The organism is Aquamicrobium terrae, from assembly GCF_052978165.1.
On the sequence record NZ_JBRKLZ010000002.1, the window covers coordinates 279,424 to 306,289 of the forward strand.

General features: G+C 65.6%; 21 protein-coding genes. 6 read left to right on the forward strand and 15 right to left on the reverse strand.

Features of this window, described 5'->3' with window-relative positions; translation table 11 throughout:
- Positions 1 to 70: 70 nt before the first annotated feature.
- Genes ACVCNR_RS18600 through ACVCNR_RS18620 form a run of 5 tightly spaced genes read right to left on the reverse strand, consistent with a single transcriptional unit; the run spans position 71 to position 5,284 of the window.
- Positions 71 to 1,117 carry an extracellular solute-binding protein gene (locus ACVCNR_RS18600; protein WP_354195326.1) on the reverse strand — a complete coding sequence of 349 codons (1,047 nt, stop codon included), beginning with the start codon at positions 1,115 to 1,117 and terminating at the stop codon, positions 71 to 73.
- A gap of 24 nt (positions 1,118 to 1,141) precedes the next feature.
- Positions 1,142 to 2,113, reverse strand: a complete 972-nt coding sequence (locus ACVCNR_RS18605) for a dipeptidase (protein WP_447075972.1) — start codon at positions 2,111 to 2,113, stop codon at positions 1,142 to 1,144.
- Positions 2,110 to 2,844 (reverse strand): hypothetical protein, encoded by a 735-nt coding sequence (locus ACVCNR_RS18610; protein ID WP_354195322.1) that lies wholly within the window; start codon positions 2,842 to 2,844, stop codon positions 2,110 to 2,112. The genes ACVCNR_RS18605 and ACVCNR_RS18610 overlap by 4 nt, the downstream gene beginning before the upstream one ends.
- Positions 2,841 to 4,565, reverse strand: coding sequence for a hypothetical protein (locus ACVCNR_RS18615; protein WP_447075973.1), 1,725 nt, complete (start codon positions 4,563 to 4,565; stop codon positions 2,841 to 2,843). Before ACVCNR_RS18615 ends, ACVCNR_RS18610 begins: the two co-directional genes overlap by 4 nt.
- Entirely contained in the window at positions 4,562 to 5,284 is a 723-nt protein-coding gene (locus ACVCNR_RS18620; RefSeq protein WP_447075975.1) for an IclR family transcriptional regulator, read from the reverse strand. Before ACVCNR_RS18620 ends, ACVCNR_RS18615 begins: the two co-directional genes overlap by 4 nt.
- Before the next feature lie 432 nt (positions 5,285 to 5,716).
- On the opposite strand from ACVCNR_RS18620, the gene gabT reads away from it, so the two are divergent.
- The 4 genes from gabT (at position 5,717) to ACVCNR_RS18640 (ending at position 11,220) form a co-directional block, all read left to right on the forward strand.
- A complete protein-coding gene (gene gabT, locus ACVCNR_RS18625; protein ID WP_447075976.1) occupies positions 5,717 to 7,009 on the forward strand; it encodes a 4-aminobutyrate--2-oxoglutarate transaminase in 1,293 nt (430 codons plus the stop codon).
- A gap of 100 nt (positions 7,010 to 7,109) precedes the next feature.
- A complete protein-coding gene (locus ACVCNR_RS18630) occupies positions 7,110 to 8,660 on the forward strand; it encodes an acetolactate synthase large subunit (RefSeq protein WP_447075977.1) in 1,551 nt (516 codons plus the stop codon).
- 173 nt (positions 8,661 to 8,833) lie between these two features.
- On the forward strand, positions 8,834 to 10,303 hold the full coding sequence (locus ACVCNR_RS18635; RefSeq protein WP_447075978.1) for an SLC13 family permease: 1,470 nt from the start codon (positions 8,834 to 8,836) through the stop codon (positions 10,301 to 10,303).
- Complete coding sequence (locus tag ACVCNR_RS18640) at positions 10,222 to 11,220, forward strand: LysR family transcriptional regulator (RefSeq protein ID WP_447075979.1); 999 nt, start codon at positions 10,222 to 10,224, stop codon at positions 11,218 to 11,220. Before ACVCNR_RS18635 ends, ACVCNR_RS18640 begins: the two co-directional genes overlap by 82 nt.
- A gap of 101 nt (positions 11,221 to 11,321) precedes the next feature.
- On the opposite strand, the gene ACVCNR_RS18645 is transcribed toward ACVCNR_RS18640, so the two are convergent.
- The 10 genes from ACVCNR_RS18645 to ACVCNR_RS18690 form a co-directional block, all read right to left on the reverse strand.
- Positions 11,322 to 15,017: a TonB-dependent receptor domain-containing protein gene (locus ACVCNR_RS18645; RefSeq protein WP_447075980.1), complete on the reverse strand. Its 3,696-nt coding sequence runs from the start codon at positions 15,015 to 15,017 to the stop codon at positions 11,322 to 11,324.
- A 110-nt stretch (positions 15,018 to 15,127) separates the two neighbouring features.
- Positions 15,128 to 16,144 (reverse strand): FecR family protein, encoded by a 1,017-nt coding sequence (locus ACVCNR_RS18650; RefSeq protein ID WP_447075981.1) that lies wholly within the window; start codon positions 16,142 to 16,144, stop codon positions 15,128 to 15,130.
- 157 nt (positions 16,145 to 16,301) lie between these two features.
- Entirely contained in the window at positions 16,302 to 16,817 is a 516-nt protein-coding gene (locus ACVCNR_RS18655; protein ID WP_447075982.1) for an RNA polymerase sigma factor, read from the reverse strand.
- Positions 16,818 to 17,192: 375 nt separating this feature from the next.
- The gene (locus ACVCNR_RS18660; protein WP_447075983.1) at positions 17,193 to 18,140 is read right to left on the reverse strand and encodes a 2Fe-2S iron-sulfur cluster binding domain-containing protein; all 948 of its coding nucleotides are present in this window, start codon (positions 18,138 to 18,140) and stop codon (positions 17,193 to 17,195) included.
- A complete protein-coding gene (locus tag ACVCNR_RS18665) occupies positions 18,140 to 18,691 on the reverse strand; it encodes a pyridoxamine 5'-phosphate oxidase family protein (RefSeq protein ID WP_447075984.1) in 552 nt (183 codons plus the stop codon). Before ACVCNR_RS18665 ends, ACVCNR_RS18660 begins: the two co-directional genes overlap by 1 nt.
- A gap of 10 nt (positions 18,692 to 18,701) precedes the next feature.
- Positions 18,702 to 20,018 carry an aspartate aminotransferase family protein gene (locus ACVCNR_RS18670; RefSeq protein ID WP_447075985.1) on the reverse strand — a complete coding sequence of 439 codons (1,317 nt, stop codon included), beginning with the start codon at positions 20,016 to 20,018 and terminating at the stop codon, positions 18,702 to 18,704.
- On the reverse strand, positions 20,015 to 20,782 hold the full coding sequence (locus ACVCNR_RS18675; RefSeq protein WP_447075986.1) for an N-formylglutamate amidohydrolase: 768 nt from the start codon (positions 20,780 to 20,782) through the stop codon (positions 20,015 to 20,017). The genes ACVCNR_RS18670 and ACVCNR_RS18675 overlap by 4 nt, the downstream gene beginning before the upstream one ends.
- Complete coding sequence (locus ACVCNR_RS18680; protein ID WP_447075987.1) at positions 20,782 to 22,104, reverse strand: type I glutamate--ammonia ligase; 1,323 nt, start codon at positions 22,102 to 22,104, stop codon at positions 20,782 to 20,784. Before ACVCNR_RS18680 ends, ACVCNR_RS18675 begins: the two co-directional genes overlap by 1 nt.
- Positions 22,101 to 22,748, reverse strand: coding sequence for a cysteine hydrolase family protein (locus ACVCNR_RS18685; RefSeq protein WP_447075989.1), 648 nt, complete (start codon positions 22,746 to 22,748; stop codon positions 22,101 to 22,103). The genes ACVCNR_RS18680 and ACVCNR_RS18685 overlap by 4 nt, the downstream gene beginning before the upstream one ends.
- Positions 22,745 to 23,683: a MurR/RpiR family transcriptional regulator gene (locus ACVCNR_RS18690; protein ID WP_354195289.1), complete on the reverse strand. Its 939-nt coding sequence runs from the start codon at positions 23,681 to 23,683 to the stop codon at positions 22,745 to 22,747. Before ACVCNR_RS18690 ends, ACVCNR_RS18685 begins: the two co-directional genes overlap by 4 nt.
- Before the next feature lie 148 nt (positions 23,684 to 23,831).
- On the opposite strand from ACVCNR_RS18690, the gene ACVCNR_RS18695 reads away from it, so the two are divergent.
- Positions 23,832 to 25,001, forward strand: coding sequence for an NAD(P)/FAD-dependent oxidoreductase (locus tag ACVCNR_RS18695; RefSeq protein ID WP_447075990.1), 1,170 nt, complete (start codon positions 23,832 to 23,834; stop codon positions 24,999 to 25,001).
- The gene (locus tag ACVCNR_RS18700) at positions 24,998 to 26,863 is read left to right on the forward strand and encodes a branched-chain amino acid ABC transporter ATP-binding protein/permease (RefSeq protein WP_447075991.1); all 1,866 of its coding nucleotides are present in this window, start codon (positions 24,998 to 25,000) and stop codon (positions 26,861 to 26,863) included. Before ACVCNR_RS18695 ends, ACVCNR_RS18700 begins: the two co-directional genes overlap by 4 nt.
- The last annotated feature ends 3 nt before the right edge of the window (positions 26,864 to 26,866 follow it).

The following is a 26,866-nucleotide window of genomic DNA, read 5'->3' on the forward strand; positions in this document are numbered from 1 at the left end:
AGGCCGATGCCATGTACGGCTCCGGCCACGGTCATCTGGCGCGGCACGGCCGCGCCGCGTCGGACAAGGTTTAGCTGGCCACCCATTCCTCGAAGCGTTCGGCGACTTCGGCCGTATCGGCGCCGAAGTTCTTCATGTCCTGCTCGAAGGTCTGGGAATAGTTTTCCGGTGCGGTCGGCATGCGCCTGGCGTCTTCTGCCGGCACGAACTCGATCGCGGCGGGATTGAGCGGACCGTAGTCGGCCTGCGCGGCAAAACCGGCCAGCGGTTTGGGCGAGGTGGCGAACTTGACGAAGGCCTTGGCCGCCTCGGCGTTCGGCGTGCCCTTGGCCACGACCCAATAGGCGCGGTCGATCTCGCCCTGGTTCCATGCCATGGCAACAGGCGCGCCGGCCTTCTGCGCCTCGTAGAAGCGGCCGTGCCAGATGCCGATCAGGTCGACCTCGCCGTCGCGCAGGATTTGCGTCGACTGTGCGCCGGCTGTCCACCACACCCGGATATGGTCCTTGATGCGGTCGAGCGAGGCGAAGGCGCGGTCGATGTCGAGCGGATAGAGATCCTTCACCGCCACGCCGTCGGCCAGCAGCGCGATCGGCAGCACGCGCGCGGCATAGCGCTGCATCGAGCGCGCGCCGGGAAAGCGCTCTACATCCCAGAACTCGGCCCAGTTCTGCGGACCTTTCTCGAACTTGTCGGTGCGCCATGCCATCACGGTCGCAAAGGCATGCGAGGCAACGCCGTTCTCGAACAGGCCGCCCGGATAGGGTTCCTTCAGCGTCTCGATGATGCCTGCCTGGTTGGCGCGCACGAGCTCTCCGCCGCCGAGGGTAGTGATATCAAACTCATAGGTTCCGGTGTTCACCTGCTGCGCGAGCTTGGCGAAGGAAACCGGCGAGAGCGTTCGTATCTCGGTGCCGGTCTCCTTGGTGAACGGATCGAAGAGGTTGGCACGGGCGGCATCTTCCCAGGGACCGCCCCAGGTGTTGATGTAGAGCGGTGCCGCCTGGGCCCGTGCGATGTAGGGCATCGCCAGGGCCGCCGCCATCGCGCCGCCGGCGCCCTTGATGAAGCTGCGGCGGTTGGGCTTCAGAATGCTCGTGAATGTGCCGTCGGTCATGCCGATCTCCTCCTCATGAACCTCTTACTGCTTGCGGAAGGTTGCCTCGTAGAGTCGCAGCCAGTTGCCGTGGGTGATCTTGGCGATTTCCCTGTCCGAGAAGCCGACGGCGCGCAGGCCGCCGGGGACGACGTTCAGGTCCTCGACCTTCTGGAACCAGTCCGGGGGCGGGGCCTTGAGCGGCCGTCCGGCGGCGCTGGCGCCGTAGTCGACGCCGCGCGTCCAGCGGCCCTGGCGCATCCAGGCATAGTCGGGCGAGGTGAAGTTGTGGCTGCGGTCGGTGCCGATGGCGACCGAGTCGATGCCGGCGATCTCGACCGTGCGGGCGACCATGGTGCACCAGGCCTCGATGGACCTGCAGTAGTCGTCGCCGGTGATGTTGCGATAGGCCGCACAGCCGATGACGCCGCCAGTCTGACCGAGCGCCTTCAGCACGTCATCGGACTTGTTACGCTTGTGGTCGAACAGCGAGCGCGCATTGGCATGGGTGACGGCGATGGGCCTGGACGAGGCCTCGATGGCATCGAGCGTGGAGCGGTCGCCGACATGGCTGCAATCGACCAGGATACCGGCCGCGTTCATCTCGCGCACCACTTCCTTGCCGAAGCGGGCGAGGCCGGAATCCTCGGCCTCATAGCAGCTTCCGGCAAGCTCGTTCTGGTTGTTATAGGTGAGCTGGACGACACGCACCCCAAGCTCCGCGAACAACTCGACGAAACGGATGCGGCCTTCGAACAGATTGGCGTTCTGGTAGCCGAGAATGACGGCAACCTTGCCCGAGCGGCCGATGCGGTCGACGGCATCGGCGGTGGTGGCGATCTCGGCCACGTCCGCATTCTCGCGCACCAGATCGCGCCAGCGGCCCAGCGAGTCTAGCGATTCCACCGCGCCTTCCCAGAAGCCGCAGGTGACGACCACGCCGCCGACGCCGGCCTTCTGAAGTGACTGAAAGGCCTCCCGGTCGAAATGACCGCACTGCAAACCGTCGATGATCATGAATTCGTGCCTTCCGTCCGGGATTCGAGCGAGCGCGGCGTCAACAGGAAGCTGACGTCGGTTTCGTCGTCATTGTCCTTGCGTCCGATGACCGTGCCGTCGGGATTGACGATCATGGGGCCGGCATGGCGGCGCGAAACGACGCTGTCGGGCGCCAGCGCCTGCTTGGCCATGCGGTAGATGCGCCACCACAGCCCGGCTTCGATCTGCAAGCCGTTTTCCAGCACGTCCCACAGCAAGGGATCGTCGTTCCTGACATCGCCCGTGAGCGGCCGCGGCCTGGCTCGCAGCGTGACCTCCGTGCCGTTTTCGAAAGTCACGGCAAGGCCGGTGCGATTGCCGAGCCCTGTCGCGACCGCCAGTTCGTCCGGGTCGATGGTGTTGACGATCGCAATCTCGGCTTCGCCGAAGCGCGCGACGAGTTCGCCGAGCAGGTCGATCAGCGCCGGCAGGATGAACCATGCATGCTGGCCGCCACCGTCGAAGCGCAGGGCGCTGCCCTGTTCGGACAGCACCGAGGCTTTTTCCGGCCGGGCGCCGTGTAGGCTGTCGAAACGCTCTTCCAGCAGCGCGAAGCCGCCAAGGCCGAGCTTTTGCGAATACATCACCATGTCCTGTACGGCGAGGAAGAAGCCCTTGGGCTGCCCGGTCATGGAAAAGATGCGCTCGGACATCAGGCGCATTTCCCGGGGCATGACGCGCAGGAATTGCCGGGGGGAAGATGCGTTCATTGAACAGGCTCCGCGGGATAGAACCATGTGGCGGAATAGCCGGAGCGGATGTCGTTCGGGGTCGGCGCGCCGTGATAGAGCACGCCGCGCAGGTTGCGGTTGAGAAAGTCGCGGGTCTTGTCGATGCCGTGGATGCCGCAATTCATCAGCCGCACGAGGTCGATGGGGATGAAGCGCTCCGCATTGATGTTGGCGTGCGGCGTGTGGTAGGCGCGCCCGCGCAAACCCTGGATGCGCGCAACCAGATAGCGATGCTGCGGATGTTTCAGCAGGAAGCGCGCCACGGTCGTGCCGGGGGCTTCGGCTCCGATATCGGCCATGAGAGACTGCACGCCGCCGCAGATATCGAGACCGAGATCGAGGGCTTCGGGCACTTCGTCACGCGCCCCGCGGCGTGGCTCCTCGGCGGTCTCCGACTTGTACCAGACATATTTGTAGGCGTCCGGCGAGGCCATGTCGGTGGCCAGGGCCCAGTCATAGTCCTTGCGAACAAGCTCGGCGAGGCTGTCAACCGTTTCGGCGGGCGAGACACTGAATTCGTCGGGCGCATCGATCGCCGCTAACAGGGCATCCGCTTCCTCCGGCAGCAATTCGATCAGCAGCGACAGCAGCGTCTCGACGGATTCGGGCTTCAGCGTCTCTTCGCAGCGACGCACCAGCACGTCGAGAGGATAGGCGTGTTTCTCCCCGTCCAATGTTCCGTGCGCGAGCAGTTCGGAAAGCGCATCGGCAACCTGGTTCAGATCGGCGGCCACCTCGTCGCTGGACGTGAAGGTTTCGTAAACCATGCGGTCCTGCTTGCGGAAGGTGATTGCGGTGCGCACGAGGTCGAGCAGGTGCCGGATGCGGGCATCGCCCGCTTCCACCTCAAGGCCACGGATCCTGGCGATGATGGTCTCGCGCGCCTCCAGCCACTGGTCGACAAGGCGCGGATGGCGATGGATGAAGAAGATCAGGCCAAGCGCCGAGCCGTTGCCGACGCCGAGATAGCGCCGGATTGCCGGATCGAGCGGCACGGCCTTGCCCGATTTCAGGCGGGCGAGGTGCTCCACCAGGTCGCAGGAATATTCGCGCATCATGTAGGCGGTCAGCAACTGCGCCTGCAGCACGCTGCCGAGCGGATGGTCGGGGCCGAGCGAGGGAAAGGAGCGGGTGCCGAAGGTGCCGTTGCCGTCGAGGCCGGTGTTGCGCATCAGGTAGCAGGCCCGGGAGAGATCGTCGACCGAAGGCTGCCGGCCAGCGGCCAGCGCCTCCAGCGTCTGGTCGAACACGCGCATCGAGCGGTTGGAGCGGCACCAGATCAGCGTATTGGGCGTGGCCCGGCCGGTGTAGAGCTTGGGCAGTTCTTCCTGTGCCGACCGGATATCGGCCTCGGTCGCCGCGCCTTCGATCAGCGCACCCATCATGTCCCAGGCCTGGCCGATGATGCGGCCGGTGCGTGCCGTGCGGCTCGGCGGGCGCGAGAAGCCGATGAAGCTGAACTCCATCGTCGGCGCCTTGATCGAATAGACCACCACGCCTTCGGAATCGGCGTTCACGTCGAAGCGCTGGATGGAAATGTCCCAGCGTTCGCGCAACATCTTGTTCATGAAGGCGCGGGAGCCGCTGAGGCGCGACGGCTGGATGGCGGCGAGGCTTTCCGGCCGCATTACCTGCGCTCCGGGGCGCAGGCCCGGGACGGGCGGCTGGATATGTTGCGGATCGTGCGGCGCGATTGTCATCTCACCGATGGTCCCCCTTGCTGGATGCTGGTGATTTCGGCTGCCGCATCGAGCAGCGGCTGCCTGAATTTCTCGAGCTCGAACCGCGTCTCCGGCATGACGAGCGACAGCGTTGCAAAGCACTTGCCGTGGATGTCGAAGATCGGCGCGGCAATGGCGACGACGCCGCTGTGCGTATAGCCGCTGGAGATGGCATAGCCCTTGGCGCGGGCTTCGGAGAGAACGTCTTCGGACGCCAGTTTCGCGCCGCTTTCATGCAGGCGGGCCAGCGTGCTCTGGTCGGCGAAGGCGGTGAGGATGCGGCCCGAGGCCGACCCTTCCAGCTCGAAGGTGGTGCCGATCTTCTGCTCGGCGCGCAGCAGGCTTTCCGAATCCACGCGCGCCACGACGAAGGGTACGCCCCGGTCGAGCACCGCGACGGAGGCGGTCTCCTTCACCTGGTGGACCAGCGCTTCCAGTACCGGCTGCACGCGCGCGCCGAGATCTGCCTGTTCGAGCGCTGCGGCGGCGAAACGGCAGGCATGCATGGAAAGGCGGTAGCGCATGTCCTCGTCCTGCTCGACCCAGCCGGCCTCGATGAGGGTAAGCAGCCGTTGATAGGCGGTGGGGCGCGACAGGCTCATGGCGGCCGCCACCTCAGGCAGGCGCATGCCGCGCGGGCTGGATGCGAGCGCGTCGAGCACCGCCAATGTCTTGATGACGGTGGAAAGCGGCCGCACGCCACTTTGCTCTTGTATTCTATTAGAATATTTCGTATCCATGATGAATATATTTCTATTCGTTGTTATGTCTGTCAACAGTCACGGCGGCGGTATGGCCGGTTCGCCTATGCCGTTTCGAGGGCATCCGATTGGAATCCCTTGCGATAATTTTTTGCTGGAAGAGCGGATCACAGGCTTCGGCACCCTGAATTTCGGATGGAATAATATCCAGATTGAATATTTTCGGTCTGAGTATTGAACGATCGGCGATCCGGCGGTGTGCCGTCCAGACAGGAGACGACGTCCCGAAATCCCCTTGAAGGCTTGTCCCAGCCATCCAGTTTGCATGGATCGATTGGTCCTGGACCGGAAAGTATCTTGTCCAGATATTGCTCAAAATATTGAGCGATGATAGCCATGTAAGGGATAGACGTTTTCCCGAGGACCCTCATGACCATCGCAGAAAGCTTGCAGGCCCGCCAGAAAGCCGCCGTCGCCCCCGGCGTCGGCACGCGCGCCATCTTCGCCGATCGTGCCGAAAACGCCGAATTGTGGGATGTGGACGGCAAGCGCTACATCGATTTCGCGTCCGGCATCGCTGTCAACAACACCGGCCATCGCCATCCCAAGGTGATGCAGGCCGTTCAGGAGCAGGCGCTGCGCTTTACGCACACCTGTTTCCATGTCGCGCCCTATGAGGGCTATGTGCGCCTTGCCGAACGGCTGAACGCCATTGCCCCTACCGGTGCCGAAAACCGCACCATGCTGGTCAGCACCGGCGCCGAGGCTGTCGAGAACGCGGTGAAGATCGCGCGCGCCTATACGAAGCGCTCCGGCATCATCGCCTTTTCCGGCGCCTTCCACGGCCGCACCATGCTGGGCATGGCGCTGACCGGCAAGGTTGCCCCTTACAAGAAGAATTTCGGCCCGTTCCCGGCCGAGATCTATCATGCGCCGTTCCCGAACGACTATCTCGGCTTGTCGGTGGATCAGGCCATCGAGGGCCTGGAGCGCCTGTTTACCTCCGATGTCGATCCCGAGCGCATCGCCGCCTTCATCATCGAGCCGGTTCAGGGTGAGGGCGGCTTCAACGTCGCGCCGAAGGAATTCCTGGTGCGGCTGCGCGAGATCGCGGACCGCCACGGCATTCTAATGATCGCCGACGAGGTGCAGGCCGGCATGGCGCGCACCGGCAAGATGTTCGGCTTCGAGCACAGCGGTGTGAAGCCGGACCTGGTCACCATGGCCAAGGGCCTTGCCGGCGGCTTCCCGCTGTCGGCCGTCACCGGCCGCGCCGAAGTGATGAGCGCGGCGCATCCCGGCGGTCTCGGCGGCACCTATGGCGGCAATCCGCTGGCCGTCGCGGCGGCCAACGCCGTGCTCGACGTGATCGAGGAGGAGAAGCTTTGCGAACGCGCCGCCAAGGTCGGCGCACGCATGACCGCGCGTCTCACTGCGCTGGCCGAACGCCAAGGCATGGAGCGCATCGGCGATGTGCGCGGCCTCGGCGCCATGGTGGCCTTCGAACTGGTCGAGGACCGGCAGTCGAAAAAGGCCGCGCCGGAAATCACCGGCCGCATCGTGGCGGAGGCCGAGCAGCGCGGACTTATCCTGCTGTCGTGCGGCACGCGCGCCAATGTCGTCCGGCTTCTGGCACCCCTCACGATCGGCGAGGACACGCTGGAGGAAGGTCTCGACATTCTCGAGGCCTCCATAGAGGCGGCATTCTCGGCCGTGGCCTGAAGCCTCGCGGGCTGGTTTCCGGCCCGCTCCTCAACCTTTCCTTCCGGCGGCGGTCCGCGCCGCCGGTTCTTTATTTCTAGCTGCTTTGAAAAGGTATGACATGAACGGCGCCGATATGCTTTGCGACGTGTTGCTGACCAATGGCGTCGATGTCTGTTTTGCCAATCCCGGCACCTCCGAAATGCATTTCGTCGCGGCGCTCGACCGCAAGCCGCAGATGCGCTGCGTGCTGGGATTGTCGGAAGGCGTGGTGACTGGAGCCGCCGACGGCTATGCGCGCATGGCCGACAAGCCGGCGGCCACGCTTCTGCACACCGGGCCTGGCCTGGCCAACGGGCTTGCCAATCTGCACAATGCCCGTCGTGCCCGCACGCCCATGGTCAATGTGGTGGGCGACCATGCCACCTATCATCTGCAACATGATGCGCCGCTGACCAGCGACATCGAAGGCCTCGCCCGGCCCATGTCGCACTGGGTGGGCCGCATCGCCGGCCCGGCAGATGTGCGCGTCAAGACGGAAGAAGCCTATGTCGAGGCGCTGATGCGCCGCGGCGTCTCGACCCTGATCCTGCCGGCCGACGCGGCGTGGGGCGAGGTCCGGCCCGAGACGCATTCGCCGGCAGCGCTGCCGGCGCGGCCCGCGATTTCCACCGATGCGCTGGCGGCCGCCGCGGCGGCGCTGCGCGGTAGCAGGCGCGCCGTCATCATCCTCGCCGGACGGGCCCTGCGCGCCGATGCGCTGGAAGCTGCCGGCCGCATTTCCGCCGCCACCGGCGCGGTGCTGTTTTCCCAGACCTCCGACCGCACCGAGCGCGGCGCCGGGCGGGTCGCCGCACAACCCGTGCCCTACAATGTCGACCAGGCTGTACAGGCCCTGCGGGAGTTCGAGGTGGCGATCTGCATCGGGGGCCGGCAGCCGGTGGGCTTCTTCGCCTATCCCGGCAAGCCCAGCACCATGTTGCCGCCGGAATGCGAGGTCATCCAACTGGCCGGCCATGAAAACGACCTTGCCGAGGCCCTGCGTGCGCTAGCCGCGGAAATCGGCGTGCGGCAGGACGCGCCCTTCGTGCCCAATCGTTTCACGCAGCGTGAGATCGCGGTGCCCACGGGCCCCCTCAACGCCGACAGCATTTCCGTTGCCGTGGCGCGCGCCCTGCCGGAAGGCGCGATCATCTGCGAAGAGTCGATCACCTCGGGCGGCCGGCTGACGGCGCTATCGCCGGGCCTTGTCCTGCACGATCACATCCCGCTCACCGGAGGGGCCATCGGCGAGGGCATCCCCCTGGCGGTGGGCGCGGGCATCGCCTGCCCGGACCGCAAGGTGGTGGCCATGCAGGCGGACGGCAGCGGCATGTACACGGTGCAGGGCCTGTGGACGCAGGCGCGCGAAAACCTCGACGTGGTGACCGTCATCCTCGCCAACCGCGCCTATGCCATCCTGCAAGGCGAGATGCGCAATGTCGGGGTCAACGATTTCGGCCGCAACGCCCGGCGCATGCTCGACCTCGATTCACCGGAGCTGGACTGGTGCTCGCTGGCGCGCGGCATGGGGGTGGAAGCCGCCCGTGCCGACACGATCGAGCAGTTCACCGACCTGTTCGAGGCGGCGGTCTCGCGCAAGGGGCCCTTCCTGATCGAGGCGCGTATCTAGAGGTTTCAGGCTCGGCAGGAGCAGGCGTTTCGACTTCTTGGGACGCGTCGTGGATCAGGCCCGGCGCATGATTGCGGAGGGCTCGGCGTGCCGCAATGCCCTCAGCGGCACCGAGGGCTGTCCTTCGGAGAAACGATTGGATTTGCCACGCGCAGCCAGTCCAAGCTCCGCGCATGAACGAAAGCCTGCTGCACCGTGTGCAACCGCGAAGCGTTGCCCCGCCCCAGAAGAGTTTCAACCAGACCCAGGGGCCCGGCTGGGCCATCGCCTCATTCGGCCGTCGTCGGCAGATCATCCTTGTTGCTGCCATGACGGGTGTCGCCGCACCTGTGCTGATCGCGGTCCTACCGACCCCGATGGCCATCGCCGCGCCGCTTGGCGTCTTCTGCATCGGGATGTGGTCGACAGGGGCGGTGCCCGAATATTGGCCTGCGCTCGCGTTCTTCGCGGCAGCCATCATCCTGCGGGTCGCACCGACCGAAACCGTGCTTTCCGGGTTCCACTCGTCGACGTTCTGGCTCCTGTTCGGCGGCATGGTGCTGGGACATTCGATCCGCCACACGGGCCTCGGCCAGCGCGCGGCAGGGCTTCTCGCCGGGCTGCTCGGCCGGCGCTATGCCGGCGTGATAGCCGGAACGGTGTTGTTCAGCCTGGCGCTGGCCTTCATCATGCCCTCGTCAATGGGGCGCATCGTGCTTCTGGTACCCATCGTCGCCTCGCTGGCGGATCGCATGGGCTATGGCGAGCGCTCCAACGGCAGAACCGGCATGCTGGTCGCGGCGGCCTTCGCCACATGCCTGCCGGCCTACGCGATCCTGCCCGCCAACACGCCCAACATGATCCTGGCCGGTGCTGCCGAAGGCCTCTATGGCCATCGCATCAGCTACTGGAATTACCTGTTGCTGCATTTCCCGGTCCTCGGCGCGGCCAAGTCGGCGCTACTCGCCGTGCTTGTCCTGTGGATGTTTCCCGACCGCGATCCGGTCCGCAACGCGGCGGCGGAAGGTCCGTCCCCGCCGATCAGCCGTTCGGAACGCCATTTGATCGTCGTTCTGGGACTGTGCCTGATTCTCTGGCTGACCGACGGGCTTCACCATGTGTCGCCGGGATGGGTGGCGCTTGCCGCGGCGCTCTATTGCCTGTGGCCGCGCTCCGGCCTCGCTGCGGACAACTGCATCAACCAGGAAATCAATTACGCGACATTGTTGTTCGTCGCCGGCATCCTCGGCCTCGGGGCCGTCACCTCCTCGACCGGACTGGGATCGACGATCGTCGACAGCCTGAGCGAACATGCGCTGCTCGAATCCGACAGGCCGGTCCGGAACGTCGCCGCAATGACCATCATCGCCACTGCGGTCGCGCTCGTCACCAATCTGCCCGGCGTGCCGGCCGTCATGACCCCGGGAGCGGAGAGCCTGGCCGTCGCCACAGGTCTGCCGCTGGCCACGGTGCTGATGACCCAGGTGCTTGCCTTTTCGAACATCCTGCTCCCGTATCAGGCGCCGCCCCTGGTCTCGGCGGTGCAGATCGCCAAACTGCCGGTCGGCGCCGTCACCCGGCTTTGCATGATATTGTTCGCGGCAACCGTGCTGATATTGATGCCGCTGGATCTGCTATGGTGGCATTTCCTCGGCTTGATGTAGACGCAGGAGCACCGTGCTCGACCACAGGGGCGGAAATGGAAATCCATCAGTTGAGAACATTCGTCGCCGTGGCCCGGGAAGGCAGCATCACGCGCGCCTCGGAACGGCTCTATCTCAGCCAGCCGGCGGTCAGCGCGCATATCAAGGCGATCGAGGAAACGCTCGGGCTCACGCTTTTCGAGCGCACGGCGCGCGGCATGATCCTGACCGTGGACGGCCAACGGCTTCTGGCCAAGACGGAGCAGACGCTGGGTGCGCACCGGGAACTCATCGAGGAAGCCACCCGTATCAAGGGGCGCCTGACCGGAAAGCTGCGCATCGGCGGAGGAAGCAACTCCAGTTCCGAGCCGGTGGGTCGCCTTCTCATGGGGCTGTCCGAACGCTGCCCCGAGGTGGAAGTCGTGCTTCAGCACGGGACGTCGCTCGACATCCTCGACGGCATTCGCAACGGCAGTCTGGATGCCGGCTTCTACAATGAACCGGGCGCGCCGGATGCGGACCTCAAAACCATCGACGTGGCCAGCTTCGCCATCTACCTTGCCGCTCCCCGCGGGCTTGTCGACATCGCTCAACCGCCGGATTGGCAGGCGCTGGGCGAGTATCCGTGGATCTATCCAACCTGCGGCCAGTCATGCTGCGGGCAGGCGGCGGAAAACCTGTTTCGTCGCTATCAATTCCGTCCGAGAAAGACCATCGGCATCGATCGCGAATCCGTTACGCGGACGCTGATTGCCGGTGGCGTCGGCATCGGGCTTCTGCATGCGAACACGGCAACCCAGGCGCAGGAAAACAACGAGGTGGACATCCTGTGCCAGGCGCATGAATCCATTCGCGTCCTCTTCGCGTTCCTGGCCTCCCGGGAAAACGACCCGCTGCTCGACACCGCAAGCTCGATCCTCACGGGGGAACAGGCATAGAGGCTACACTTTGCGAAGTGCCCTCCGCTCCGTGTTGTGGTTTCAAGGCACGATGCCGACGCCCTCCAGCCTCAGGGAAAGGCGTCGGCATGGCGCTGAGTTCAGAACCGGTAGTTCAACCCGATCTTGATGGTGTGGAAGTCGAGTGCGTTGGAGGCATTGCGGCCGTTGACGGTGCTTGAGCTTCCGGTGTGGTTCGTCGTTGTCGTTTCATAGATCGGCTGCTCATAAGGCTCGCAGAAGCTCGGATCCATGTCGCACAGCCACGCCATGTTGGGGTCCTGCGACGGATCTACCGTTTCGTAGCCGACAATGGCGCTGGTCGTGGTGGTATAGTCCCTGCCTGTGCCGGCGCGGGCGTTCCTGAACTTGAAGTCCTTCTTGCCGAAGCGGCTGTAGGTATAGTCGGCCTTGATCGACCAGTTGTCGTTCAGCGCATATTCCAGACCGCCGCCGATGGTGAAGCCGGCACGCGTGGCCGCGGCCTTCTCCACGGAGAAGACAGTCGTCTCCGTGCCGTTGGGGCGGCCCTCGTCGGCCAGATTGGAGATGTACTGGTCGCGCCACTGGGTTTCGCGCGCAAGGGCAAGGCCTCCGGTGGCATAGGCCATGAAGCGGTCGCTGAAGGCATAGCCGATCTTCGGGCGCAGACTGGCCATCCAGTCGATGTCGTAGCTCGTATAGGCGTCGACATGGCCCTTCGTCGCCAGAATGGGATCGGTGGACAACACCTTCTTCGAGCCGGTAATGTTGTAGGTCTTGCTCCAGTCGCCCTCGAAGCCGAACACGAGCCCGTTGTCGAGCTGCCAGTTGTAGCCGGCCTGCACGCCGAACATGGCGCCATTGAGCTTGAGGTCGGCCGATTCACGCGCCGCGATGGAGCTGTCGGAACCGTCGAGCGTCGTGGTCGAGCCCCATGTGTGCCCGAAGGCGCCACCGGCATGCACACCGGCGTAGAGCCCACTCCAGTCGATGGCGACAGGTTCGCCATCGCGCCCGCCGATGAGGCCCCCAAGCGGATTTGTGAGCGGCTGGAAGGTCTGTTCGCCGCCGAACGATCCGGTCAGGCTCGCATAGAAGGTGCGGCCCGGTCCCGGCTGCGTGACGAGGCCGAGCGGATCGACATAGAAGCGATCGAACAGGTTCTCGACCCGTACGGCGGCGGTGAGGTCTTCGGTGATCTTGTATTCGGCAAACAGGTCGACCAGCGTGTAGGGCTTCCAGTTCACCATGGAAATGAACTCGGACGCTCCCTGCGCGGTCACATCGCCATGGCCGATGGCGCGCGGGCCGATATGGGAAATGCGGCCGCCGACCGTCATCCTGTCCTCGAGCAGCTTCTGCGACAGCGTCAGGTCGACGGTGTATTCGGGCTGCACATGATTGGTGGCATAGTCGCCGTAGAGCGACTTGTTCTCGCAGGTGGTCGCGGTGCGGCAATATTCGACGTTGAGGAAATAGTTTGCCGAGAGGTCGGCCGTGAAGCCGCCGATCTCGTAGCGGCCGGAAAGTTCGATCCCTGAGAACCTCGCCCGATCGATGTTCTCGATGTTCAGGGTAAGCGGCCCCGACCCTGTGCGGACCGAGCGCGCGATGTAGTCCTTCACGTTCCAGTTGAAGTAGCCGAGCTTGAGCATGCCGCGGTCGTCGTCCATGAACAGGCCGTCGCGCGTCAGGTTGGTGCCGACTTCCCAGTTGCTGGAGCGCTCGGGCTTCACATTCGCGTTGGCGACCACGCTGTTGAAGGCCGAGACGGATTCGATGACGCTGGGCGCGCGCAGGGTGTTGGAGTAGTTGACATAGAACTGGGACCCGTCGAACGGCTCCAGCGTGACGCCGACCGAGGGGCTGAACCCGCCATCGTCCGTCCGGAAGCCGAGAACCCTGCTTTCTATATTGTCGCGCTCATAGGGATCGTAACGGTCCTTTGACCAGAAATGCGAATAGCGAAGCCCGGCGTTCAGCGTGGCCCAGTCGACCGGCTTCCACGCCGTCTTGGCATAGACGGCAGCTTCGTGGCGGACGGCGTCACGAGCGGTGTTCCACGCTTCCAGCGCCGCCGTGTGACGGCTGCCGCGCGTATCCTCGCCGCGATAGGACAGGCCGTAGGTCAGGTCGACATCGCCATAGTCTGTCGAGAATTTCGACAGGTTGCTGAGGTCGGCGCCCCACATGTCGGAGTCGGAACCGACCCGGAAACCGGCAGGCAGGCCGATCTGCTCGGGGGTCACGCCCCGCCCGCCGCGGATGGGATTGCGCAGTTCCAGATGCGTCCAGTAGAGATTTCCCTTCAGATCGAAGAGATCGCTGTCCTCCGGGTTCCAGCGATAGCGCGCCGTGACGGTGTCGAGGCTGGTCCCGGCCGTCTGCGCCTGCTGCTCCGACTGCCCGTGCTTGCCGATCAACCGCGAGGCCAGACGGTCGCCGGCCTCGCCGCGATAGCCGGTATAACCGAGTTGCAGGGTATGGTCCTCCGCGAACCGCGCCGTCAGCTTGGCCAGCCAGGACTCCGTCTCGAGCTGCGTGTTCAGCACCTCCTCGCCGGCGCGATAGTTCACGATACCGTCGTTTTCGTAGTAATTTTCCCAATAGGTTGTGCCGTTGGGATTGCAGACGCCGTTGGGGCACCATTGCTGCCGGCCCTTGTTGACCGGATTGGCGGAAGGCCCATGCTTGCCGGCATGGTAGTTGCCCTGCTTGCGGCGCGCATAACCGGCGAGGAAGTCGAAATCCTCCCCCTTGTAAGCGCCGATCACGCTGCCGGCGCCACGGGTGGGAGAAAGCAGGGAAGGCCTGTCCATGCCGGTTTGCGAGGCGACCGGAACCTCGCCGGCGGTGTCCCACGGCGCATAGGGCCATTGATAGCCCGCCTTGTCGCCGGCATGGGGCTTCGACGTATTGGTGCCGATCTCGCCCTTGACCCGGACGCCCCAGGTGTTGCCGGGCTTGACGATGTCGTCGGCGCTCACCGTGCGCATGGCGACCGAGCCGGCATTACCCCATGAGGCGGTGTCCGCACCCTTGGCGACATCCACGCCGGCGATGAAGTCGGGATCGACATAGGTGCGGTTGGAGACGCCCTGATAGCCCTGATAGACGGTGACCGCGTTCTCTGCGCCGTCGATGGTCGTCGCCACACGACCCATGCCCTGCATGCCGCGGATGTTGACGTCCACGGCGCCAGCGCCGTTTCGCGCCTCGCCGGACATGACGCCCGCCGTGCCGCGAAAAATATCGGCAGGGCTGGAACCGCGGAACCGCTCGATGTCGTCGGCCGTGATATGGCTGGTCGGCGCCGGGGTTTCGTACGGCGTGTAGGCGGTGTTTTCCGTGCTGCCCTGGACGTCGATCGTGGCGAGCACCATCGCGCCGTCGGCCGGAACGTCGAAAGCCTGTGCCACACGGTCGACCAGCGTCGCGGTGGTCGGTCCGGTCAGGCTCACGCTGATGCCGGTTCCCGAAAGCATGGTCTGCAGGGCCCGGGCCGGCGGCATCGTTCCGGAAACCGCCACCGAAGTCTTGCCGCGCACGATTTCCGAGCTGTAGCCGATCTGCCAGCCGGAAGCGCGGCTGAAGGCGTGGAGGGCGCTGGCAAGGGGCTGGGCCGGGATCGAGAAGCTGGTCGCCTGGGCAGTCGCCGCCTCCGGCGATTGCGCAAGGGAGACGCCGTGCCCCCAGACGAGCGACGAGGCGAGGATCGTGCTGCCAAGGAGGAGGAGAACCGGAGCCCGCCTGACAGGCGCGGCCGAATTGCCGGAAGGTGCAATTCGCGTTCCCGGGATATTACCGTGCCCCATAAGGAGGTCTCCTTCGCCTGCTGCCGTGAGCCGCCCTTTTTTTCCGGCAGGGCGGCGCTTCGAACACCTGACGAACGAGCCCGATCGATCTCACAAAAAAACTTGAGTGATTAGCGAAGAATTATGATTCCGCCCGGGAGGCGGGTGACCTTCACGCCGGCAGCCTCGGCCAGCGAGCGGATCGCACCCTCCGGATCGGCCAGCCGGTAGTTACCGCTGACCCTGACGCGGCCGATAGAGCCGTCGAGGGTAAGGATGCGTCCCTCGTAGTAGCGGCCGAGATCGGCCAGCACGTCGGCAAGGGGTTTTTCCTGGAATGTGACCCATCCCGTACGCCATGCCAGCGCGCTTTCGGCATCTATCCCGGTGACCGGCGACAGGCCTGCGGCCGAAACCTCGACCTTCTCCCCCGGTGACAGCGTCGCATGACCGGCATCGTCGCCTTGCCGGCTGACTTCGACGCGCCCCCGTTCGAGGATCACGGTATCCTCGGCGCCGGTGCGCACGGAAAAGGCGGTGCCCTTGACCTCGACATCGCCGAACGCGCCGGCAACGCGGAACGGTCGTGCCGGATCGGGAACGACGTCGAAGAAAGCCTCGCCTTGAAGCAGGGTGACCGAGCGGTTCTGCCCCTCGAAATCCAGGGCAACCGCGGAGGCGGTGTTGAGCATCAGGCGCGAACCGTCCGGCAACACGAATTCGCCCTGCGCGCCCGTAGCGGTCAGATGGTCCGCGTTCCAGCGCAGCATCAGCGCGGGATAGGACCGGATGCCGATCGCGACCATCATCACCGCTGCCAGGGCGGCCAGCCTCTTGGTCCACTTGCCGGTGCGGCGGACTTGCCTGCGGGCAGGTACGACGCGCGCCTTCGGGGTTTCGTCGAGACGGGCGGCCAGGCGCGCGCTGGCGATATCCAGCTCGGGAAGCGTCCACATGGCTTCAAGTTTCGCGAAGGCGGCCGCATGGCGCGGATCGCTGTCCAGCCATATCTGAAACTGTTCCCGCAATTTCCTGTCCTGCGGGGCTTCCTGCAGGTGCACGAACCAGTCGAGCGCCGCATCCGAGACCGGATCGGGATGCTGGAAACCGTTATCTGGCATCGGGCCGCCGGCCCTGTCATCCACCACTCAGGCCATCCGTCTCTTGCTGGATCGGAAGCTCGTAAAGGTAAGACGAATGACCTGGCCGCATCTCACAAAAAAATCCTTTGGCCCTCGAATACCCGTATCTGATCCACGGGCCGAATCCACCCACGCGCCCCGCACTGTTCTCATATTACCCAATTCAGAGGCGATCGAGCCGGTCAAGCGCCTGCTGGCAATGCGCGACGGCAAGCTTGACATCATTGAAGACCGTGTTCGGCGAAACGCCGAGATGGGCGGCGATCTTCGGATAAGACCACTTTTCGATGCGGCTGAGTCGCCACACCTGCTGCGCACGTTCCGGCAGCCGCATCAGTGCTTCCTCAAGCGCCTTGAGGCGCTCACGCTGAATGACCACCGTTTCGGGCGACGGCAGGTCGGCAGCGACATTGGCGAGTTCGACCTCCGTCGCCTCCATATGCTCGACGCTGCCGCGCATGCGGTTACGGCGCTGATGATCCAGGGCGAGATTGCGGGCGGTCTGGTAGAGGAACGCCTCGATATGCTCGATCGGTCCCGCTTCGATGGCATGGCGCGCCCTGATGTAGGTTTCCTGGGTCAGATCCTCGGCGATCTGCGGGTCGCGCACGATCCGCATCAGGCTCCACATTAGCGAGCGACGATTGTGCAGGAAAACCGTGGTCAGCGACGTCGCCACGGCTTCCCGCTCCGCTCGCCGCTCGGTGCGGCACGCTGTTTCATCTGCGCCATCCGGCTCTTGCCCGGGAAGTCCCGCGGGTCATGCATTCGTGAGACCATGCAGGCTCTCTAGCCAGATCGAAAAACGCCATCAATGCCAATGATTTGGAATGAATCCAAAACCCGGTGCGCGGCGCTTCAGTGAAAACCTCAAAACATGTCTTTAATTGTCAAGTTTTTGGCCAATTCCCACGGATTTGCCGTGACGTTGCATGACTGCCGACCGGCGCCCTGTTCTGAGTTTCGGCTGACAGAAATGTCAGCTACTGTCACATCAGCGCCACAGCTTCATCTGCTGAAACAGGATGCGATGTGATGGCAGCCCTGGAAGCGATTATCCGTGCACGAATTCCTCGTTGAGCACGTCGGCGGCATCGAGCCCCGCTGCAAGCAGTTCACGGCGTGCGGCGGCGACCATGCCGGGCGGGCCGCACAGATAGGCTTCCGTTCCGCGCGCGAGGGGAACCGTCGCGACCTCGCGCAGCGCGGCGACGGGGTTGGCGGTCACGCCCGGCCAGCCTTCGCCTGCGCGGTCGGCGGCCAGCACCACCTCCAGCGGCAGCTTTTGCGCCAGAACGCGCAACGCTTCCAGCGCATAGGCGTCCTCGGCGTCGGCAAAGCCCGCCACGACGGCAAGCGCAGGAGGGGCGCTCGCCGGATCGATGCTGGACAACATGGAGACGATAGGAGCAAGCCCGGTACCGCCGGCGACGAACAGTTTGGGGCGGGCGGTGGAGCGCAGGTAGAAAACACCGAATGGACCGCGCACGGTAAAGGCGTCCTCGGGCTTTGCCCTGTCGGTGAGATAGGCGGACATGGCGCCGTCCGGCAGGTCGCGCACATGCAGCACCTGTTCCTTCTGCGATGGCGGATTGGCTATGGAAAAGCGGCGTGCGCCGTCTATGCCGGGAAAATGCGCTTCGACATACTGCCCGGGCAGGAAGGGCAGGGGGAATTGCAGCCTGTAGCGGATTTCCCAGACCGAGCGCGAGACGCGTGAGAAGGCGTTGATCTTCGCCCGCCGCAATGTGGGCGGCGCGACGTCGGTGCGCCGATAGGGCAGGGCCAGCGAGATGCCGGGACCTGCCGGCGTGACGCACAACAAGACCTCGTCTCCGTTTTCGTCCCGCGCCGCGCAGGTGCGGCACGTGCCTTCGCGGCAATTGCTGGCCAGAAGGTTGCCGGCTTTCTCGGCCGAAACGAGGATGGTTTCGCCGTCGACGGGCGGAAAGTGCATGGCCTCCCCGTCGGAGAAGGTCAGGCGGATATGCTGGCGCTCCATCAGAAATCGTCCGATACGTAGCCGGTCGACAGCCCGTCGATGCTCACCACGTTGTTGGCCAGCCGGTAGGCCTCGATCTCGTCCTCGCTCTGTGCATCGGCCCATTTGACCAGTTCGTCGCGCTCCTGCATCTCGCCCACCACCGGGATGCTCCAGCCGCAGGAGGTGGCGGCGCTGTCGACCTTGAGCCGGAAGATCTGGCGCACGCCGGGTAGGTCCGGGAACAGGGGCCGCAAGGTTTCCCATTCGGGATGGTCGGGCCGGATCAACTCTGCCTTGCCGTAGAGGCGCAATGTCATCGCCTGGCCGGAGAAGGCGCAGAACATCATGGTCATGCGTCCGTTTTCGGTGACATGGGCGGCGGTCTCGTTGCCGGAGCCGGTCAGGTCGAGATAGGCGACCGTGCGCTCGTCCAGTATGCGCAGCGTGTCCAGCCCCTTCGGCGAGAGGTTCACCCGGCCGTCCGAGGGCGCGGTCGCCACGAAGAACAGCTTCTGCGCCTCGATGAAGGCGCGCATGTCGTCAGGAATGGTTCGCCAGCCGAGTCCCATGGCTTTGTCCTCACCACATCATGAAGGAAGCGACATCCGCATCGCTGACCTTGCCGGCCGCGACGTCGGCCATCGCCCGGTCGACGATGGCGATACCCTCCGCCACCTCGTCCTCGGTCAGGGTCAGCGGCGGCATGAACTCCAGCACGTTGGCCTTGAGGCCGACATAGGTGAAGGCGGCGCCCAGTTCATAGCCGCGATAGATGATCTTGGCGGTGGTTGTGGCCGGCACCGGCGCGCGCGTGGTGCGGTCCTCGACCAGGTCGACGCCGATGGCGAGGCCACGCCCGCGCACGTCGCCGATGATTTCGTGCCTGTCGCCGAGCGCGCGCAGCCCGTCCGCGAACAGCTTGCCGATGCGCGCCGAGCGCTCCACAAGCCCTTCGGTTTCTATTGTGCGCAATGCCGCATTGCCGGCCGCCGCCGCGACCGGATTCCCGGCGGTGGTGAGCAGGGCGAAGGCGGGCGCATGGTCCATGATCTCCCTGGGGCCGACCACGGCGGACAGCGGCAGGCCGCCGCCCAGCGCCTTGCCGAACACGACGAGATCCGGCGTCAGGCCCTCATGCTGGAAGCAGTGCAGCAGGCCGCTGCGGGCCAGGCCGACCTTCACCTCGTCGACGACGATCCTGATGCCGTGCCGGCGGCAGCGCGCCTCCAGCGCCTTGAGGAAGCCCGGCGACGGCACGATCAGCCCGCCATCCGACATCAGCGGCTCGATGAACACGGCCGCGACCTGATCGGGCGGGCAGGTCGTCTCGAACTGGTAATCGAGCAGGGACAACACCTCCTCGGCGCTGAAGCGCGGCCGGTAGGGGTCGGGATAGGGCAGCAGCAGCACGCCCGGGCGCGGCAGCGTGTGGGTCATGGCCGTGTGGCCGCTGATGCCCATCGAGCCGGACAGGTTGCCGTGATAGGAGCCGATGAAGGAGATGAAGCGAGACCGCCCGGTGGCGGCGGCCAGCACGCGCAGGGCGCAATCGTTGGCGTCGGAGCCGGAATGGCCGAACCAGACGCGTCGCTCGCCGGTGCCGGGGGTGAGCGCCAGCAGGCGCTCGGCCAGCGAGACGGCAGGTTCGTTGGGGTAGAGCAGCAGGCTGGCGCCGGCCATGCTGCGGACGGATTGCTCGACCGCCTCCACGATCGCCGGATGGCTGTAGCCGAGCATGGCGGGCCCGGCGGAGCCGGACAGGTCCAGAACCTCGCGTCCGCCTTCCTCGATCAGCCGGTTGCCCCTGCCGCCGACGAGGCTGAGCGGCGAAAATCGCAGGCGGCCGATCTCGGCGATGCAGGCGGCGTCGCGCTGGCGCAGACTGGGATTGCTCATGTCAGCTCCTCGTTCTGGCGTGCGGGCAACGCCGCCGCCAGCCGTTCGGCCCATTCGGCAATGCCGGTTTCGTCGGAGATGAGGTCCTGCCTGATCTCGATCAGGACGGCGGGGATGCCGCGGTCGTCGCCGTGGATCAGTACCGCATAGTCGCTGTCGCGGCTCACCACATAGGGCTGGTTCGGGGCGACGTTGAGGTCGGGATCGACGCGCAGTCCCTCCAGAATGTCTTCGGCGAGACCGACGGCGTTCTGGAACAGCACGCCGGCATGCCATGGGCGCGTCTTGCCGAGAAAGACCGGCGTGAAGCTGTGGATGGTGACGATGCGCGTCGGCCGCCCGGCGGCGGCACGGCTGTCGAGAAAGGCGGTCACCCGGTCGTGGAAGGGGGTGAACATGCGCCCGGCGCGCCGTGCCTTTTCTGCCGCATCGATATCGGCATTGCCGGGAATGTCGGTGTCCTCGGAGCGCACGGGAATGCTGCCCGATGCCCCAAGCGGCCGGTTGAGGTCGATCAGCAGCCGCGAATAGGTGCTGAGGAAGAGCGGCGCGTCGAGCCTCGCCGAAAGCCGCCGCGCCACCTCGGCCGCGCCGATGTCCCAGGCGATGTGCCGTTCGAGATGCCTTTCGTCCAGCCCGAGCCGTTCATATTCGGGGGGCATATGGTTGGAGGCATGCTCGCACAGGAGCACGATGTCGGAGCGGCCGTCCTCGTTGACGGCCTCGACGGCTGCCGGCCAATCCTTGTCGATACGTGCATCCATCAGTAGAGCGTCCGGTAGAGGTTGCACACGCCTTCCGGATCGAGCCCGTTGCACCGTTCGATCTCGTTGCGCTTGACGCCGACGAAGGTTTCGATGAAGGCCGGGTCGAACCAGCCGGAGACGACCGCGTCAGCCGTCAGCGCGTCGAGGGCTGCGGGCAGGGTTTCCGGCAGGCGGATCAGGCCGAGGTCCGCGCGCTCACCCGCGCTGAGCTTTTCCGGGTCGCCGGAAAACAGCGGCGGCGGCGGCAGGTCGTTCTTCAGGCCCTCAAGTCCGGCACGCACGATCGCGGCGAGCGAAAGATAGGGATTTGCGGTGGCGTCCGCCGCCCGGTACTCGACATTGTACTGCCGGGAGGGATCGCGCCCGCCGATGGTGACGGTTGGGCAGATTCGCAGCGAGGCCTCGCGGTCGCGGTCCGCCAGCCACGTATAGGACGAACTCCAGCTATGCGGCTTGAGCCGGTAATAGGAGGAGACGCTGGAAGCCGTCAGAGCGGTGATGGCCGGCAGGTGGCGCAGCACGCCGGCGCAGAAGCTCGCCGCCCTGGCCGACAGGCCGCCGGGCTGCGCGGCGTCGTAGGTCACCGGCCTTCCCTCGGCATCGATGAAGCTGAAATGGATGTGGACACCGTTGCCCACCGCGTTCGGCGCCGTCTTGGGCGCAAAGCAGGCGCGCCAGCCTGAATTGCGGGCCAGTTCGCGCGTGATCTCGCGGATGGCCACGGCGCGGTCGGCGGCGGTGAGCGCGTCGGCCGGCGCATGGGTGACCTCGAACTGCTCGGCGCCGAACTCGGCGATGATGACCTCGGGCTCTACACCGGCCTCCTCCAGTGCCGCCATCAGCCGGGCCGCGAAGGGGTCGGCACGCCGCAGCGCCGCCAGCGAGAGCGAATGGGCCGGCGCGAAACCGGCGTCCTCAAGCTGGAACTCCTGCTCGAAGGCGCCGACGACCGACAGGCCGGTTTCGGCCTTCAGCTCCGCCAGCGCGTCGATCAGCATGGTGCGCGTGCAGCCGAGCCATGGTGTGCCGTCCAGCTCGACGATGTTGCCGGCCACCATGTCGAAGGCGGTCTGCGAGCCGGTGAGCGTGGTGCGGTAGCGGGCCTTCATGTCGGGGATCAGCCGCAGGTCGCCCGCCGACCCCCAGGGATTGGGATCGACGATGGAGTTGAACGGCGTCAGCGACAGGTTGGCATGCAGCCAGCCGACGCCGGTGGCGGCGATCTTGTCCAGCCGGCTTTCCACCACCGAGCGGCCGCGGGTGATGGCGGCGAGATCGGTGGTGACGACGGCAACCAGCGGTTCCAGCGTGGCGGTCATGCGGATTTCCCCAGGGCCTCGATACGGGCGATGACGGTGTCGGTGTCGGCAACCCAGCAATAGCCGCCGAACGCGTTGAGGGCGGTGTCGTGGCGTTCTTGGGTGGCGGAGGCGCAGGCATCGGACACGCAGGTGACCAGATAGCCGCGGTCGGCCGCGTCGCGCACCGCCATGTCCACGCACTGGTCGGTCATGATGCCGACGACGATCAGGTAGCGGATGCCGAGGTTCTTCAGCACGTAGTCGATATTGGTGGAGTTGAAGACGCCTGACGATGTCTTGGGCAGCATGATCTCGTCGCCGGCCGGCGCCAGCGAGGTCACCGGCAGCCCCTCAGGCTGGCTGGGCGGAATGTGGATCGGCGTCAATTTGTGGTCGAGCGAGCGGTCGCGCCCGTCCTCGGTGAGGCTCTGGATGATGGTGTGCAGGACCTCGACGCCATTGGTGCGCGCGGCCTTCAGCAGGCGCTCCTGGTTGGGGATCGTCTCCCCCGCCGTGTGCCGGTAGAAATAATGATCCGGCCCGCGCTCCGGATGCGACGGGTCCGCGCCCGGCTGCAGCCAGATGCGCTGCATGTCGACGAGCAGCAGGGCCGTCTCGCCGGGCCGGAAGGGTTCGTTGCGCTGTGGAAGGGGTTGGTTCATGATCTGACCTGCTTTGATGATTTTCTGGATTTCCTGGCGCCGGGCTCCCTGCGGGCGCTGCCTACGCCGCTTTCCTGGCTGTCGCTGTCGAGCGTCACCGAATTGGCGTGCCGGACTTCCTCCAGGGTCTCGATGCGGGCGCGGGCGTCGTCGCCCAGCGTGGAAAGGATGCGGGCGACCAGCGCCTCCATCTGGGCCAGCGCCGGCACCAGCGTGTCGTAGGGCGAGGCGACCTCGAGCGGGCTGACGATGGTCACCTCCGCGAGGTCGGCGATCGGCGATAGCCATTGGTCGGTGAACAGGAGAATGCGCACACCGCGCGCCGCGGCCTGCCTGGCATAGGCGACCACATCGAGCTGGTAGCGGCGATAGTCGAAGACGACGAGCACGTCCTTGCGGCCAAGGTCGGCCAGCGTGTCCAGCGTCTGCGCCGAAACCACGCCGAGATCGCGGACATTGGGCCGGAACTGGACCAGATAGCCGGCGAACATGCCCGCCAGATAGCGGCTGAAGCGCCCGCCCAGCATGACGACGTCGCCCCTGGCCTCCATAAGGAGCCGGGTGGCTCGGTCATAGCTCTGCAGCGGCGTGATCGAGGCGGACTTGTCCACCACCTCGCCGACTGAATCGAGATAGGCGAGCACGACATTGTCGTTCGACCGGCCGAACCGCTTCGACTCCATCATCAGCAGTGGCGAGTGCAGGCGCGACTCCACTTCGGCCAGCAGTTTCGACTGAAAATCGGGAAATCCCTCGAAGCCGAGCTTCATCATCAGGCGCACCACGGTGGGATCGCTGACGCCGGTCCGCTTGGCCAGGCTGGTTGCGGTGCCGAGGCCCGACGTCGGATATTCGGCAAGCAGCAGGCGGACGATCTTTTCCTCTGACGGTGTCAGGGAAAGGTCCTGTCGCATCAGGATCTCGCGTATCGTCATGATCCTCCCCGGAACTGGTGCAATCCCGTCCTCGTTGTAATTTTTATTTCAGAGAATTTTACAACGGTCAATAATGAAGAGATATTGACAGAGTTCCAAGCGTGGTCTTAGCTGGTTGAAAACAACCCAGAATCGGGGAACGGAGGAAATGAGGAGCAATAGCGATATCATTGTCGTGGGCGCCGGCATCGTCGGCTCCAGCACGGCCTATCATCTGGCTGCGGCCGGGGCTTCGGTCACGCTGGTCGACCAGACCCATCCGGCGGGCGGGCCGACCGGCAAGTCGTCGGCGCTGCTGCATGCCTTCTATCTCATGCCGGAGCTGTCGCAGCTGTCGATACGCGGACGCGAGATTCTGGTGTCGCTGCCGGAAATCGCGGGCGAGGGGCCCTTCGTCACCGAGGTCGGAATGATGTGGGTGTGCGGCCATGACAGCGCCGCCGAATGGAGCGCGGCCGCCGAGCGCATTCGCGACGAAGGGTCACGCATCGAAACCCTGGCCCCGGCCGATTTCGCCGGCATGGCCCCGGGCTTCGCCTCCGACGATGTAGCGCTGGGTCTGTGGGAGCCGGACTACGGCTATGCCGACGCCTTCGGCGCCACCAACGCGCTGGCCCGCGCGGCGAGGAGCAATGGCGCCCATCTCATGCAAAACAGCAGGGTCGAGCGCCTGCTGCGGCAAGGTGACCGGATCACCGGCATTAAATTCGCCGACGGTACGGTGCTGGAAGCCGGAACCGTGGTGCTGGCGGCCGGACCATGGACGCGCCGGCTTCTGGCGACCGCGGTTCTCGACCTGCCGCTTCACATCGAGCGCCATCCCATGGCCGTGCTCGACGCCGGGGGCAAGGCGCGCAAGGTGATGCCCTTTGCCTGGTGCGACGACATTTCCCGCAACTATGCCCGGCCCGACAATGAGGGTGTGGTGCTGGCGGGCACCTGGGCCGGGGGCGGTACCGGCAATCGTCATGAAGAAGCCGTGCGTCCGCGCACCGTCGACAATCCCGATCACTACATGGAAGGTGTCGACGAATCCGAATCCGTGGAGATCCTGGAAACCTTTGCCGCCCGCGTGCCGGCCATGACCGAACTGGGCATCCGCCCCGGTTATGCCGGCCTGTATGACATGAGCCCGGATGACCTGCCGGTCATCGGCGCCATGCCGGGTGTCGAGGGGCTGATCGTGTCGGCGGGCTCCTCCGGCCACGGCTTCAAGACCGGTCCCGCCGTTGGCGAGGCGGTCGCCCGGCTTGCGCTCCATGGCGACCAGCCGATCCTGAAGCCGTTCTCGCCCGCCCGTTTCGGGGCGGGTCAATGACGGCGGTGGCGATGGACGGAAGCCGGGCGCGCTCCTTCCTGCCGGCGGCGCTGCGCAATGCCGGCGCCGATACTGTGGCCATGGTGGCGTTTCTGGTGCTGGCCGCGCTTGCCGCCTATCTGTTCGGCAACGCGGCCATGCAGCGTGTCGTCACCTATGCTGCGATCATGCTGACGGCGGTGCTGGGGTTGCAGGTTTTCTCCGGCAACACCGGCATCGTCTCCTTCGGTCACGCCGCCTTCATCGGGCTCGGCGCCTATGCGACCGGCATCCTCACCATGTCGGCAGCCTTGCAGCGCTCCGCCCTGCGCGACCTGCCGCAATTCCTGGCCGGCTACGAGCTTCCGTTTCTCGCGGCACTTGCCGTGGTGGTGGGGCTGGCAATAGTGGTCGGCCTGATTACCGGGACGCCGCTGGTCAGGCTGGGCGGATCGAGCGCGGCCATCGCCACGCTGGCGCTGCTCATCATCGTCTACACCGTCCTTGTCGCCGGCCGGGAGATCACGCGCGGCAGCCAGCCTTTCTACGGCGTTCCGCGCGAGGTCGGCCTGTGGACCGCCACGGCCGTCGCGGCTGTCGCGCTTGCCGTGGCAAGATTGTTCCGCGAGACGGCGTTCGGCCTTGCCGCGCGCGCGGCCGCTGATGACGAGCGCGGCGCCGCCGCTGTCGGCGTCGATCACCGCACGGCCCGGCTGGCCGCCTGGGTGCTGAGCGCGGTCATGGCCGCCGCCGCAGGCGCAATGATGGCGCAGTTCCTCGGCGCGTTCTCGCCCAAGGACTTCTACTTCCATCTCGGCTTCACGCTGCTGGCCATGCTGATCGTCGGCGGCATGAGCACCTCGCTCGGCGCGTTTGCCGGCGTCATCGTCACCACCGTCCTGATCGAGATCGTCCGGCGTTTCGAGGGCGGCGGCGAGGTGCTCGGCTTCCAGATGCCGGTGTTGTTCGGCCTCACCGAGGGCGTGCTGGCCCTGTCCATGATCCTCGTCATCTGGCGTCGCCCGAGCGGCCTGTTCGGCCAGCGGGAACTGAACCTGCTGCGCGGCCCGCAGAACCTGCCCGAAGCCTCCACGCAGCAGGTGCAGCCGCATCCTGAAGGGGACCGCATTTCGGTCGAGAACCTGTCGCGGCGCTATGCCGGCGTGGTTGCGGTGGACAATGTGACGCTGCGGTTCGACGCCGACACCATCACCGGCATCATCGGTCCGAACGGTGCGGGCAAGACGACGCTGCTCAACATGATCGCCGGCGACGTGACGCCGAGCAGCGGCGCCGTCTCGGTCGGCCAGCCGGCGGGTGCACGGGGTGCCTTCCGCTTCGCCCGCGCCGGCATTGCCCGCACCTTCCAGAACATCCGCGTCTTCCCCAACATGACGGTGCTGGAGAATGTGGTGGTCGCCGCCCGCGTGGTGGAAGACAGCCTCGCCGCCGCCGAAGCCGCGGCGATGCGTGAACTCTCGCGCATGGGGCTGGAGCGTGCTGCGCACCGCCCGGCTGCCGGCCTTGCCTATGGCCAGCGCCGCCGCCTGGAGATTGCCCGCGCCCTGGCGCTGAAGCCGCGTTTCCTGCTGCTCGACGAGCCGGCGGCCGGCATGAACGCGGTCGAGACGGCGGAGCTCATCGCCATTCTTTCTGCCGTGCGCGACGAGCGGCGCATCGGCGTCATCCTGATCGAGCACGACATGCGGCTGGTGATGACGCTGTGCGAACGCATCGTCGTCGTCGACCGTGGCCGGGTCATCGCCGACGGATTGCCGGCCGACGTGCGCAACGATCCGGCCGTCGTCGCCGCCTATCTCGGCAGTCGCACCGCCCGTGCGGTGACGGCAGCCAAGACCGCCGAGACAGACCAACAACCATAAAGA